12 protein-coding genes are annotated in these 12,724 nt (G+C 63.5%); 6 read left to right on the forward strand and 6 right to left on the reverse strand.

The features are described 5' to 3' along the window. Nucleotides 1-71 precede the first annotated feature (71 nt). Entirely contained in the window at nt 72-1,412 is a 1,341-nt protein-coding gene (locus BLS60_RS19065; RefSeq protein ID WP_092371170.1) for an aminotransferase-like domain-containing protein, read from the forward strand. 71 nt (nt 1,413-1,483) lie between these two features. Beyond that, nucleotides 1,484-2,959 (forward strand): AMP nucleosidase, encoded by a 1,476-nt coding sequence (amn, locus tag BLS60_RS19070; RefSeq protein WP_070882738.1) that lies wholly within the window; start codon nt 1,484-1,486, stop codon nt 2,957-2,959. A 6-nt stretch (nt 2,960-2,965) separates the two neighbouring features. Here amn and BLS60_RS19075 read toward each other — a convergent pair whose 3' ends face one another. The 3 genes from BLS60_RS19075 to BLS60_RS19085 all read right to left on the reverse strand — a co-directional run bounded on the left by BLS60_RS19075 (nt 2,966) and on the right by BLS60_RS19085 (nt 5,457). Continuing rightward, complete coding sequence (locus tag BLS60_RS19075) at nt 2,966-3,190, reverse strand: hypothetical protein (RefSeq protein WP_070882739.1); 225 nt, start codon at nt 3,188-3,190, stop codon at nt 2,966-2,968. 153 nt (nt 3,191-3,343) lie between these two features. Further along, nucleotides 3,344-4,738 (reverse strand): ATP-binding protein, encoded by a 1,395-nt coding sequence (locus tag BLS60_RS19080; protein WP_092371173.1) that lies wholly within the window; start codon nt 4,736-4,738, stop codon nt 3,344-3,346. After that, on the reverse strand, nt 4,735-5,457 hold the full coding sequence (locus tag BLS60_RS19085; protein WP_092371358.1) for a response regulator: 723 nt from the start codon (nt 5,455-5,457) through the stop codon (nt 4,735-4,737). The genes BLS60_RS19080 and BLS60_RS19085 overlap by 4 nt, the downstream gene beginning before the upstream one ends. Before the next feature lie 353 nt (nt 5,458-5,810). Between BLS60_RS19085 and BLS60_RS19090 the strand changes: the two genes are divergently transcribed. The 3 genes from BLS60_RS19090 to BLS60_RS19100 are packed head-to-tail and all read left to right on the forward strand — an operon-like array spanning nt 5,811 to nt 8,775. Beyond that, a complete protein-coding gene (locus tag BLS60_RS19090; protein WP_092371361.1) occupies nt 5,811-6,932 on the forward strand; it encodes an ABC transporter substrate-binding protein in 1,122 nt (373 codons plus the stop codon). Then, a complete protein-coding gene (locus BLS60_RS19095) occupies nt 6,929-8,002 on the forward strand; it encodes a FecCD family ABC transporter permease (RefSeq protein ID WP_092371176.1) in 1,074 nt (357 codons plus the stop codon). The genes BLS60_RS19090 and BLS60_RS19095 overlap by 4 nt, the downstream gene beginning before the upstream one ends. Next, nucleotides 7,999-8,775, forward strand: a complete 777-nt coding sequence (locus tag BLS60_RS19100; RefSeq protein ID WP_092371179.1) for an ABC transporter ATP-binding protein — start codon at nt 7,999-8,001, stop codon at nt 8,773-8,775. Before BLS60_RS19095 ends, BLS60_RS19100 begins: the two co-directional genes overlap by 4 nt. A gap of 42 nt (nt 8,776-8,817) precedes the next feature. On the opposite strand, the gene BLS60_RS19105 is transcribed toward BLS60_RS19100, so the two are convergent. Beyond that, nucleotides 8,818-9,282: a hypothetical protein gene (locus tag BLS60_RS19105; RefSeq protein WP_143024629.1), complete on the reverse strand. Its 465-nt coding sequence runs from the start codon at nt 9,280-9,282 to the stop codon at nt 8,818-8,820. A 282-nt stretch (nt 9,283-9,564) separates the two neighbouring features. Here BLS60_RS19105 and BLS60_RS19110 point away from each other — a divergent pair, with 282 nt between their 5' ends. Next, nucleotides 9,565-10,068 (forward strand): ProQ/FinO family protein, encoded by a 504-nt coding sequence (locus BLS60_RS19110; protein ID WP_092371185.1) that lies wholly within the window; start codon nt 9,565-9,567, stop codon nt 10,066-10,068. A 323-nt stretch (nt 10,069-10,391) separates the two neighbouring features. On the opposite strand, the gene BLS60_RS19115 is transcribed toward BLS60_RS19110, so the two are convergent. Together BLS60_RS19115 and BLS60_RS19120 are read right to left on the reverse strand one after the other, a co-directional pair. Next, nucleotides 10,392-11,621 (reverse strand): acyl-CoA dehydrogenase family protein, encoded by a 1,230-nt coding sequence (locus BLS60_RS19115; RefSeq protein ID WP_092371188.1) that lies wholly within the window; start codon nt 11,619-11,621, stop codon nt 10,392-10,394. Beyond that, nucleotides 11,618-12,577, reverse strand: coding sequence for an aliphatic sulfonate ABC transporter substrate-binding protein (locus BLS60_RS19120; RefSeq protein WP_092371191.1), 960 nt, complete (start codon nt 12,575-12,577; stop codon nt 11,618-11,620). Before BLS60_RS19120 ends, BLS60_RS19115 begins: the two co-directional genes overlap by 4 nt. Nucleotides 12,578-12,724: the final 147 nt, after the last annotated feature.

Below are 12,724 nucleotides of genomic sequence, written 5' to 3' on the forward strand. Positions count from 1 at the left end.
CCCGGGTGGCTTTGACCTGATGCTACGGCCCTGTCATTGTATGGGTAAATCTTTATATTGCATGGCAAACAATGTGGTTACCTGATCTGCACGGCAGCACGCTCCCCACTTACCTGGCGTTGGTCGAGGCGATTTCCACTGCCATCGGCAAGGGCGAACTCAAGCCCGGCGAGCGCCTGCCGCCGCAGCGCCGGCTCGCCTGGACGCTGGGCATCAACCCGAGCACGGTGATGCAGGCATACCGGGAAGCTGCCCGCCGCCATCTGGTATCTGGCGAAGTGGGCCGTGGCACCTACGTGTTGGCCGATAGCCACGAAGCCAGCCTGTTCCATCTCAAGCAGCCTGGCGCGCCTGCGCAGGGCATCGACCTGTCGACCAACGTACCGGTGCACGATGGCGACAGCGATGATCTGTCGCGAAGCCTGCAGCAACTCATCGGCAGTGGCGGTATCGACGCGTTGCAGGCCTACGCGCCTGCCGAGCTGGAAATGCGTGGCCAGCTGGCCGGCAGCCTGTGGCTGCAGCAGCGCGGCCTGCATTATCCACCGTCACGGGTGCTGCTCTGTGCAGGCGCTCAGCAGGGTGTATCGGCGGCGCTGCTGGCGTTGTGCGAAGCGGGCGACCCGGTGCTGGTCGAAGCATTCACCGCTCCCGGCATCAAGGCCGCGGCGCGGCAGTTGCGCCTGCCTTTGCATGGCGTGGCGATGGATGAGCGCGGGATTCTTCCTCAGGCGCTCGACCGTCAGGTACGCGCCACCGGCGCGAAGGTGCTAGTGCTTACGCCCTGCTTGCAGAACCCCACGGGCAGTAGCATGGATGCCGAGCGCCGCCAGCGCATCGCCGAACTGGTGGAGCGTCATGGCCTGTGGCTTATCGAGGATGACGTCTACGGGGCGTTGGGCAGCCAGGCGCCGCTGGCTGCGGCAGTACCGGCGCGCAGCCTGCTGGTCACCAGCCTGTCGAAAACCGTAGCCCCAGGCCTGCGGCTGGGCTTCGTGCATGGCCCGCAAGTGCTGCTCAAACGCATTGACCCGCAAGGGCACGCTACCGGTTGGGCCGTTTCGCCGCTGTGCCTGGCGCTGGCCTGCGCCTGGATCGAGGACGGCACCGCTGCGCGCAAACTGGCCTGGCAACGCGAGGAGTTGCAGCAGCGCTGGCGTCTGGCCACGCGGATACTCGGTGCGCGCATGCCGCTGGGCCGCGAGGTAGCGCCGCATTTGTGGCTGGAGGCAAGCGCCAGCTGTGATCTGGCGGCGGCCTGCCGAACCGCCGGAGTCGAGGTTGTGCCGGCCGAGGTATTCGCCGTTGGCCCGGCCTCGGCCAGCGCGATCCGCATCAGCCTGGCCGCTGCCCGTAGCCGTGCCGAGCTCAAGCAGGCGCTGGAGCGCATCGTGACTGCGTGGCCGTCTTGATCAGCACGCTTGCACCCAGGCTGTAATGCGTGTCAGCTATGGTGCAAGAATTCCACGATAAGGATCCGTGCATGTCCCTTCCTACAGACGGCGCTTTTATCGTCGTCCACTCTGCTGAAGAAGCCGTCGAACGTCTGGCTGCGCTGCACCAGCGCGCCACCGAAGGCCTGAGTCAGGCGCTCAAGCGCTACCTGAAGGATCGCATCCGTCCTGATGCCGAGCAGCAGGAGCTGTATCGCTACCCCGAGTTGCGCCTGACCTACGACTGCCAGGGCGAAGTACCCACCACCGTGCGCGCCTACGCCAAGGTCCAGGTGCCCGGCACCTACAGCGTCACCATCACCCACCCGGCGGCGTTCCGTAAGTACCTGCTCGAGCAACTGCAGCCGCTGATGGCCGACTTCACCCTGACCGTCGAAGTGGGCGTCAGCCAGCAGTACATTCCCTATCCGTACGTGGTGGAGCAGGGCGATGAGCTCGCTGGCTCGGGCGTCACCGCTGCAGAGCTGGCGCGGGTATTCCCCAGTACCGACCTGTCGGCCGCCACCGATGGCACGGCCGATGGGCTGTACGACTGGGAAAACACCGACCCGCTGCCGCTGGCGCTGTTCGACGCCGCGCGGGTGGACTTCTCCCTGCGTCGCCTGGTGCACTACACCGGTAGCGACTGGCGCCATGTACAGCCGTGGATTCTGCTGACCAACTACCACCGCTATGTCGACCAGTTCATCCGTCACGGTCTGGATATGCTGGTGGCCGATTCGCGTTTCGAGCGCATGGTGCTGCCAGGCAACATAGTGATCGAACGCGGCATGCCGGAAGGCGAGATGCAGGCGATCATCGAGACCGTGGTCTGGCACCGCTACCAGATGCCGGCCTATCACCTGCAGGCTGCCGATGGCGACGGCATCACCCTGGTCAACATCGGCGTCGGTCCGTCCAACGCCAAGAACATCACTGACCACCTGGCCGTGCTGCGTCCGCATTGCTGGCTGATGATCGGCCACTGCGGCGGCCTGCGTCAGTCGCAGACCATCGGCGACTACGTGCTCGCTCACGCCTACATGCGCCGTGACGGCATCCTCGACCGCGTGCTGCCGCCGCACATTCCGCTGCCGGCGTTGGCCGAGGTACAGCAGGCGCTTCAGGATGCCGCCGCCCAGGTGACCGGCGAGCGTGGCGATGACCTCAAGCGGCGGCTGCGCACCGGCACCGTGCTGACCTACGACGACCGTAACTGGGAGCTGCGCTGGGCCCAGGAGCGGCCGTTGATCAACCTGTCACGGGCCGTCGCGGTGGACATGGAGAGCGGCACTATCGCAGCGCAGGGCTATCGCCTACGCGTGCCTTACGGCACCTTGCTGTGCGTCTCGGACAAGCCGCTGCACAGCGAGATCAAACTGCCGGGCGCAGCGGGCGCCTTCTACGAGCGGGCGGTGACCCAGCATCTGCACATCGGTATCGCCGCGCTGGACCTGCTGCGCGGCCAGCTCAACTCGCTGCACTCGCGCAAGCTGCGCAGCTTCGACGAGCCGCCGTTCCGCTGAGGCGCCTCATTTGCGCGGCTTGCCAGCCATCATCCGCCAGCGGTTACGGTTGAGCAGCACGTAACCGGTGAGCTGCATGCCCGCAGCAATTACCAGGCTGCGGGTCAGGTCTGGATCCGCCGGCCGCGGCCCGCTGTAGATGGCGTACAGCGCATACACGACGCCGAGCAGGCCGAGGATGAAGAACACCAGGCCGAGAATGGTCAGACGATGCAGGTTGCGTAGGGACATGGCATAAAATCGGCTGGAAAACGGGCCGCCAAACTAACCCGGAATGTCAGTTTTCGCCACCTCACTCGATACGTGCGTAGGCGCTGAGCACGCTGCGTGCAGTCATGCCTGGGCGCAGCGTTACCCAAGCGTGGGTCAGATTTCCCATCCTGTTCAGGACGTCACAGTGCTGCGCGGCAACTGCAGCGTTGCCAGCAGGCCACCGCCCGGGCGTGCCGATAGCTCCAGCGTGCCGCCATGGGCGCTGGCGATGCTGCGCGCGATGCTCAGCCCAAGGCCATAACGGCCGTTGCCGTTACTGCGGGATGGATCCTGGCGGTGAAAGGGTTCCATGACCTGATCGAGCAGGGCTTGCGCAATGCCCGGGCCGCGATCACCAATCTGGATGCACAGCTGCTCGCGGCTGTCGTCGACATTGATGTCGATAGGTCCGCTGCCGTGATGCATGGCGTTGTCGAGCAGATTCTGCAGGCAGCGCCGCAACCCGCCGGGGTGGACGGCGATGGCGCGCGCCTGGCCGGACACGCGAACCTCGACGCCGAGGTCATCGAAATCCGCCTGCAGAGCCTGGAGCAACGCGCCAACGTCCACCCGCTCGCGGGCTTCCTCGAGTTCGCCGCTGCGCACGAAATCCAGGCTGGCCGCGACCATCTCCTCCATATGCTGCAGGTCGTCACGAAAGCGCTGACGGATGGCTTCGTCGCTCAGCAGTTCGGTACGCAGGCGCAACCGAGTGATCGGGGTGCGCAGATCGTGGGAAACCGCGGCAAAAAAACGGGTGCGTTCAGCCATCCCGTCGACTAGCCGCTGTTGCATGGCATTAAAGGCCTGAGCGGCCTGGCGAACCTCCTGCGGGCCGTCAAGGCGCAATGCCGGGCGATGCATATCGCGCCCCAGCGCTTCAGCCGCAGCGGCCATCTGCTTGAGCGGCCGCAACGCCAGGCGCACCGCGAGCAGGGCGATCAGCACCACCACGAAGATACGCAGCAGGTAGATGCGCAGGATGTAGTCGAACAGCAGTAACAGCGGCGAGCTACTGGTCCAGCCCTGTTGCTCGGTGGCCTGGATATACAGCGTGCGGCCGCTGGGCAGCTGCAGTTCGACCAGAAAGCGGCCGCTGGACGGTGTTGTGCCGAACAACACCGGCAGGGTGGCCGGCTGGCCGTGCGGGTCGAGCAGCTCGAGGCCAAGCAGGCGCAGCGACGGGGTTTCACCGGTACGCTCGCGAACCACCTCACGCAACAGCTCTTCGCGATTGCGGTCGGCATCGCCCACTGCGGTCGGCGGCGGGTTTGGCGGCGCGTCGAGCAGCTGGAAGTCAGGTGCCTGCAGCGCTTCCATCAGAGCCACCGCCTGCGTCGGGTCACGGCGATCGAGCAACAGCAGGTCGGCCAGCCGTGTGGCCAGCAGCCGAGTGGGAATTTCTAGCACCTGGCCGTGACGAACCTCGTACCAGATGCTGCTGGTGAGCACCTGCGCGGCGAGCATGCCGGCAACCAGGATGATCACCAGACGCCCATACAAAGAGTCCGGCCAGAGTCGCTTCATACCTGCTCCACCGCGTCCACGGTGAGTGAGTAGCCTTCATTACGCACGGTGCGTATCAGTTTGGGAGCGCGAGGGTCGTCCTCCAGATGCTGGCGCAGGCGACTGATGCAAACATCAATGCTGCGATCGAAGGGCGCGCGTTCCTTCTCGAAGGCGTGGCCCAGCAGGAAGTCACGGCTCAGCGGGCGGTTCGGGTGCTGCAGGAGCAGGCGCAGTACCCGAAAGTCGGAGTTGCCCAGGCTGATCACCAGTCCTGCCGGTGAACGCAGCTGCCGTGTGGCGGTGTCCAGGCGCCAGCCGGCGAAACGCAGGCTGGCGGCCTCGTCGAGGCGGGCGCGCTCGGGAAAGCTCTGTGTACGGCGCAATACCACTTTGATGCGCGCCAGCAGCTCACGCGGGTCGAAAGGCTTAGGCAGGTAATCGTCAGCGCCCATTTCCAGCCCGACGATGCGGTCGACCAGGGTGCCCCGTGCAGTAAGCATGATCACCGGAATGTTGCTGCGCACGCGGAGTTCGCGACACAGGCTAAGTCCGTCTTCACCCGGCAACATGAGATCGAGCACCACCAGGTCGACCAGTTGCTCGTCCAGACGCCGACGCATCTCCTGGCCCTGGCTGGCGGCCGAAGTCTGATAACCGGCTTCGCTGAGATAGGTGCAGAGCAACTGACGGATATCGGGATCGTCGTCAACGATCAGAATGTGGTCCGGCTTGGACATCGGCAATACCTGGAGATCGGTCGCGGGGGCGAGAACATACACCGCCATCCGCGATGAAATGTAATGAATTGTGTTGAGTGCATGCTTGATGGGGCTATCGATACATCTCGGCGCTCAGGCGAGGGAAGGCTAGTCGATAGAATTACCCGAACACAAATACGACTGATTGTATTTAAGGATGCCGGCTCTGTTCTGAACACCATGGCCGCTCAGCCCATCTGCGACGCCCAGATTTGGTACCGGCCCTCTGTGGCGTGCCAGGTCGACATTCACACTTGCTGGCGACACGCACCGGCGCCAGCCACACCCTGCTCCGCCGATGGAGCGATACCTGATTGCCTGTGGAGATCACTGTGAATATTCGCTTTCTGCGGCGCGCGATTACGCTGCCCGCATTGCTCATGGCCGCCTGGCTGGGGATGGTCGGTTCCGCTCATGCAGTCGAAGTCACCGATGTACTGGGGCGCAAGGTCGAGGTCGCTGCGCAACCCAAGCGCGTGGTGCTCGGCGAGGGTCGCCTGTTCTTCGCGTTGGCATTGCTCGACCGCGAGGCGCCGTTTGGCCGGGTAGTTGGCTGGCAGAACGATATGCGCCTGCTCGATCCGCATACCTATGAGGCATACGCGAAGCAGTACCCGGCGATTGCTGACATCCCGCTGATCGGCCAGGCGTCGGAACAGAGTGTCAGCGCGGAGCAGATCCTCGCACTCAAACCGGACCTGGCGATTTTCAGCATCGCTGGCGAAGGACCCACCCAGCACAGTCCGGTGGCCGACCTGCTCGCCCAGGCGGGCATTCCGGTACTGTTCATCGATTTTCGCGTCCACCCGCTGAAGAACACGCGGGTGAGCCTGGAGGCGCTCGGTCGTCTGCTCGGCCGCGAGCAGCAGGCGCAGCAATACCTGAGCTTCTATGATCGCCATCTGGCGCGCGTAACCGATGCAGTGGCGGGCATTCAGGACGGCGAGCGACCGAAGGTATTTCTCGAGCTGCTGCCGGGCGTTTGGCAGGCCCCTGGCCACACCACCGGCAAAAGCGGCCTCGGCAGCGTGCTGGAGGCCGTCGGCGGGCGCAACATCGCCGCCGGCGTGGTGCCCGGCGCGCTGGGTGATGTCAGCGTGGAGTATGTGCTGACTGCCGACCCGGACATCTACATCGCCACCGGCAATCGCGCGCCTGGCGTGCTGCTTGGCGCCGGCGTGGACGAAAAGACCGCTCGCGACAGCCTGTTGAAGATCACCGCGCGGCCAGAGTTCGCGCCACTACGCCCTGTGCAGGCAGGCGAGGCACATGCGCTGTGGCATGACTTCTACAATTCGCCGTTCAACATCCTGGCGATCGAGAACATGGCGCGCTGGATCCATCCGGAGCGCTTTGCCGGCCTCGACCCCGAAGCCACCATGGCTGAGATCAATCGCTTCCTGGCCGTCGATCTCGACGGTCGTTACTGGGTCGACGCGCAGCCACAGCCATGAACAGCCATGTGCAAGGCGCCACGCCGCTGGACCTGGAGCGGGCGGCGCTAGGTTATCGGCGTTTGCTGGCCAGGCGCTGTGCGCTGGTGGTGATGCTGGGTGTGCTGTTAGTGGTCAGCGTGCTTGCCGACCTGGCCAGTGGTGCCTCCGGCATGGGCCTTGGGCAGCTACTGGCCGGTGTGTTCGACCCCGACTCGCTGAGCGCCACCGAGCGAGTAATCATCTGGAACGTACGCCTGCCGTACGCACTGATGGCCGTACTGGTGGGCGCCGCGCTGTCGCTGGCTGGCGCCGAGATGCAGGCGATCCTCGATAATCCGCTGGCTAGCCCTTTTACCCTCGGCGTGTCGTCAGCAGCAGCGCTCGGCGCGTCGCTGGCGATCGCCTATCCGCTCACCATCAGCTGGCTGGCGCCGAGCGGCCAGGTGACCGTGGCTGCATTCATTTTCGCCTGCTGTTCATTGCTCTTGCTGCAAGCCATGGCCCGATTGCGCGGCGCCGGCGTCGAGAGCCTGGTGCTGTTCGGCATCGCCCTGGTGTTCAGCTGCAATGCGCTGGTCTCGCTGCTGCAGCTGCTGGCGACTGAAGACGTGTTGCAACAGCTGGTGTTCTGGACACTCGGCAGCCTGGCGCGAGCCAACTGGGAAAAGCTCGCCATCCTCGCTGCGGTGCTCGCGGTGGTGTTGCCGTTCTCGCTACGCGCTGCGCCGAGTATGACGTTGTTGCGCATGGGCGAGGATCGCGCCCGCAGTTTTGGCGTCGACGTGCGCCGGCTGCGCTATGCCTCGCTGCTGCGTATCAGCCTGCTGGCGGCAACAGCGGTGGCGTTCGTCGGCACCATCGGCTTTGTCGGTCTGGTGGGCCCGCATATGGCGCGCCTGCTGGTCGGTGAGGATCAACGCTTTCTGCTGCCGGCCAGTGCGCTGGTGGGTGCCTTGCTGCTGTCGCTGTCGTCAATCGCCAGCAAGCTGATCCTGCCGGGTGTGATCGTGCCGGTGGGCATTGTCACCGCGTTGGTTGGCGTGCCGGTCTTCGTCGCACTGATATTTCGCCGCGGGAGGCGCCTGTGAACCTGAAGGTCGACGGCATCCAGGTCGCCTACGGGCGCCGGCAGATCATTCACGACCTGACATTGCCCGAATTGCCTACCGGCAGCCTGGTGGCGTTGGTCGGTCCCAATGGCGCCGGCAAGTCCACGCTGCTACGCGCCCTTGCCGGGTTGGAGCGCATGCGCGGACAGCTGAGCCTGGGCGGGCGAGATCTGCTGCAACTGAACCCGACGGAGCGCGCCCGTCTGATGGCCTATATGCCGCAACAGTTGCCGCCGGGCATCGCCCTTGGCGTATTGGAAAGCGTGTTGGCAGCACTGCGGGTCGGCAATGAACCCGATGTGCTGCGCGCGGCCTTCGAGGCGCTGGCGCGCATCGGCATCGAGAGTCTGGCAGAGCAATCGCTGGACAGTCTCTCCGGCGGCCAACGGCAACTGGTCTCGCTGGCACAACTGATCGCGCGCAAGCCACAGGTGCTGTTGCTCGACGAACCCACCAGCGCGCTCGACCTGCACTACCAACTGCGGGTGATGGACAGCGTGCGCGAGCTGGTACGCGAGCACCAACTGATGGCGCTCGCCGTGCTGCACGACATCAATCTGGCAGCCGCCAGTGCGGACTTTCTGGTGGTGCTGCATAACGGCAGGTTGTATGCCAGCGGCGCCCCCGAAGACATCCTGACGCCGCGCTTGCTGGCCGACGTGTATGGCGTGGAGGCTCGCGTCGAGCGTTGTTCGCGGGGGCGTCTGCAAGTGCTGGTCGACCGTGCCCTGACGCCTGCCGAGCGCGCCTGAAGGCTGCTGGCGGTGCAGGGCTGCGTATCGCCAAACGCAGCGCTAGGCTGTTGCCGCGAGCTGGGTACGCTTATAGCTCATCGCGTATTTTTCATAGGCCACGACCAGCATGCCTGCCGAGCTGATTCTAGGCATCAGCGCAAGGATCGCCTTTGGCGTATCGGGCCGGAACAGCACTCGGTAGCCGCTGCCGTCCTGGTAGGACTCGGCGCTGGTGACCCACGCACGCAGTTGACCTTCGGTAAGGCCGGTATCGTGTGTCATCAAGGAGAGATTAGGCGGGATGATGCCGTTCTTGCCGAGTTCCCTTTCGGTCCATATCTGCGTATTCGCAGCAGTAGCGGCCCAGGTATCTACGTGCCCTGGATTTGCCGTCAGATGTTTTTCGCAACTACGCAGAACGTTCGGCATGCAGCGGCGCGCAATCCAGGGCAATACGCCTGAGCAGTCCGTTGCGGCTGTGCCTAGATAATGAAAACGAGAGAAATAACGGGGATGACGTTCCATGGGGATCCTTCCATGCGGGGTTCGCTTCCTGCGGTGTGACGGCATATTGCCACCCTTTGCGCAGAGTGACTAGCTGCAGCCCGCAAGCCTGTTTGATCGCTTCGCACGCAGGCGGGTGGTTTGCAGATGCAGGATATTCGGCTTGCTGGTCGGGGAGCCTTTTACGATTTCGCCGACATCACTGACTTGTCACCGGATATCCATACGAATGGCCGGACAGTTTCGAAGAACTGCATGGAAACCCTTATAATGCGCATCGACATTGAGACGGTGAGCTGAACGATGGGTTTTGAGCAACTAGCTGAGCTACGCGACCGCTTGCGGGCGGAAAAAGAGCCGTTAAAAACCGAGAGCACGAAGCCGCGCAAGCGGGCGCCTTCCGAGCAGGCGAAACCTCGTGAGAAAGATCCTGTGGTGGAAGCGATCTGGCGTTTGCAGAAGCACTTTCCATTGGCTTTCCCGGTGAATCCAGCTCCCAAGGTGCCGCTCAAAGAGGGCATTCTCAAAGATGCGGAGCAACACCTTGAGCGACTCGGCATTTCCAGTGAGCAGCTCAAGCTGGGCCTCGCCTCCTGGTGCCGGGGTAGTCGCTATTGGGCAAGCATGACGGAGAATGCGCCGCGCCTGGATCTGAACGGCCAGGCAGTCGGCGTGGTAACGGCAGCGCAGGCGGTGCGTGCCAAGCAGCAGGCCAGGCAGCAGCGGGGGAAGGCACGGCGTGCACAGTCAAAGCCGCAGGAGCGTACCCACGCGTCCGATACCGCTGCGGAAAATACAGCGGGTTGAATCCAGAGAGCCTCTATAAAGGCACGCCTATTCAGCTCATGTAGCCTTGCGCTACCGATGTCTCGGCGGGTCGGGTCAGCCAGACTGCTGTCCTGGGCGGCGTTCCTCGCGCTCAGGGATGCGTACTTCTGAGTCTCTCAGGTTCTCTATCAGACAATGAGTGCTGATCTGATGTACGCCCGCGGTGTGTTTTGCAGTAAGCGGGCGTCGACGAGGGTCATCATTTCGACGGCACGTCTCTCAGGGCGGGTATTTTCAGGCGAGCTAATCTTTTGCCGGGTAAGCACCGTCTTGTCCTAGATACCAGCGGTTTTTCCTTCCCGTCAGCCGTATAACGACGGCTGCGGGCCTTGGCCGTTGAGCAGCCATTGCCCCAGATCACGTACCTTGTAATCGATGGGGTCGTGCAGGCTGTGTACCCGCACGTTGCGCCAGAAACGGTCAAAGCCGTAGCGTGAGCTGGTCGCGCGGGCGCCCATGGTTTCGAAGATCTGGCTGGTGATATCCAGCGCGGCGCGCACGGCCACGACCTTGGCCTCGCTGATGGCCAGCGCCACTTCGGCGCGTTCGGCAGCCGTCAGCGCGGGCTTCTCCCATGCAGCCTGTAGCCGCCGGGCGGCGTCTTCGGCTAAAGGCACAGCGCTGCGATAGCGCAGCCACAGCTCGCCATAGCGTTGTTGAATAAATGGGTCATCACTGGCTTGTGCCACACCCGAGGCCGGCCAGGCACGGCTGTGCTCGCGGGTGTAGCGCAAGGCTGCGTCTAACGCGCCTTGGGCGTTGCCCAGGTAGAGCTGGGTGAGGATCAGTTGCGACAGGCAGGCGCGCAGGGTGGTGCGCGGGCTAGGGCCGACCGGACCGAGCAGCTCGCTGTTGTCGACGAATACCTGCTCGAACTGCACCGTGCCACTGTCAGTCTGGCGCTGGCCGAAGCCGTCCCAGTCACTGTTCACCGCCAGACCATCGCGCTGGCTAGGCAGGACAATGAACACCCGATCCTCCGCGCTCTTTCCGCGCGGCGCGCTGATTACCAGCGCATCAGCGCCGAGCGCACCGGAACAGAACGACTTGCTGCCGTTAAGCTCGTGATGTTCCTCGCGGGTGCTGAGCGTCAGGCCGGTATCTCTGCCGTTGGTGGCGTTGCCCCAGAACCAGCGCTCCTGCACCGTACGAGACAGCCAGTGGCGTTGCTGGTCGGGGTTACCGAACAACAGGATGGTCGCAACCTGCAGGTGCTGAAAGGCGAACAGGTGAGCCAGGGAGCTGTCCGCCGCCGCCAGGTAACGCACGATGCGATAGATCTCTGGCCAGGCCACTTCCTGGCCGCCGTATTGCTGCGGTACGGCCAAGGTCAGCAAGCCGCTCTCACGCAGCAACTCGCGCTCTGCCTGTGCACTGCCGCCTGCTCGATCACGTTCCACGACACTGGCTGCCAGTCGCCGGGCCAGGCGCTCGATCTTGGTCGTTCGTCTACCGAAGTCTGCAGGGAAGAGGTGCGCGGCGAATAGTGGATCGTCGCGCAGGTTGGCATGCACGCGCGCTTCGGCGGTCATTGTGGGCTCCAGACGCTGGCGTCGCGTGCATTCACCGACGTGGGAAGCAGATGGGCAGCAAAGAAGGCATCTGCAATTTTCTGTTGTTCAGAGAGGCTGTTCGGTTGCACCAGTCGTACCTCGTAGCTGCGCTTGGCATTGGCCTGCTCGACGATGGCCGGATCAAGGTTGCCCCACAATGGGCTGAGAATCTCAGCGGCCTGGCGCGGGTTGGCACGCAACCAGTCGCCGGTTTTCACCAGTTCGGTGAGCACGGTCTGCAATACCTGCGGATGACTTTCGGCGAACGTCGCGCTCGTCAGGTAATAGCGCTGGTAGCTGGCCAGGCCTTTGCCGTCGGCGAGGATGCGGGTAGGTAGTTGTTGCTCGGCACCACTGAGGAACGGCTCCCAGGTAATCCAGGCATCGACCCTGTTGTTCTCGAAGGCGGCGCGGCCATCGGCTGGCGTCAGATAGGCCGTTTCGATATCGCTGAACTTCAGGCCAGCCTGCTGCAGTGCGGCGATCAATAGGTAATGCACGCCGGCTGCCTTGGTCACGGCAATCTTTTTACCTTTGAGGTCGGCGAGGGTTTTGATCTGTGAGTCTTTGCGCACGATGATTGCTTGGGCGCTGGGGGAGGGTGCTTCCTGGGCGAAGTAGGCAAGATCGGCGCCGGCTGCCTGGGCGAACACCGGCACGGTGTCGGCGACATCCGCGGACAGGTCAATATTGCCGACATTGAGGGCCTCCAGCAGAGGCTGGCCATTCGGGAATTCGTGCCAGCTGACCTGAATATCCTGATCGGCCAGCGCTTTATCGAGGGTGCCCTGGCTCTTCAGCAGGCTGATCAGCGTTGAGGACTTCTGATAACCAATGCGTAGTTGCTCGGTGGCATGGGCCAGCGGTGTAGCAAGTAGGCCAACGGCTATGGAAATGGCAATCAGCTTGCTGCTGGTGGAGTTTTTCTTGGACATGGCGGCTCTCGCTGCGAACACGTGCCGGCCAGTGGCGGCTCACACGTACTTCTAGTGTTGAACGGGAAGTCCGGTGATCCGGTAGCGACAAGCTAAGCGATGTAAAACGAGCCTGATAAATAATTTTTAGGAATTAGGTTATGACCA

The organism is Phytopseudomonas seleniipraecipitans, assembly GCF_900102335.1.
Classification (GTDB): domain Bacteria; phylum Pseudomonadota; class Gammaproteobacteria; order Pseudomonadales; family Pseudomonadaceae; genus Aquipseudomonas; species Aquipseudomonas seleniipraecipitans.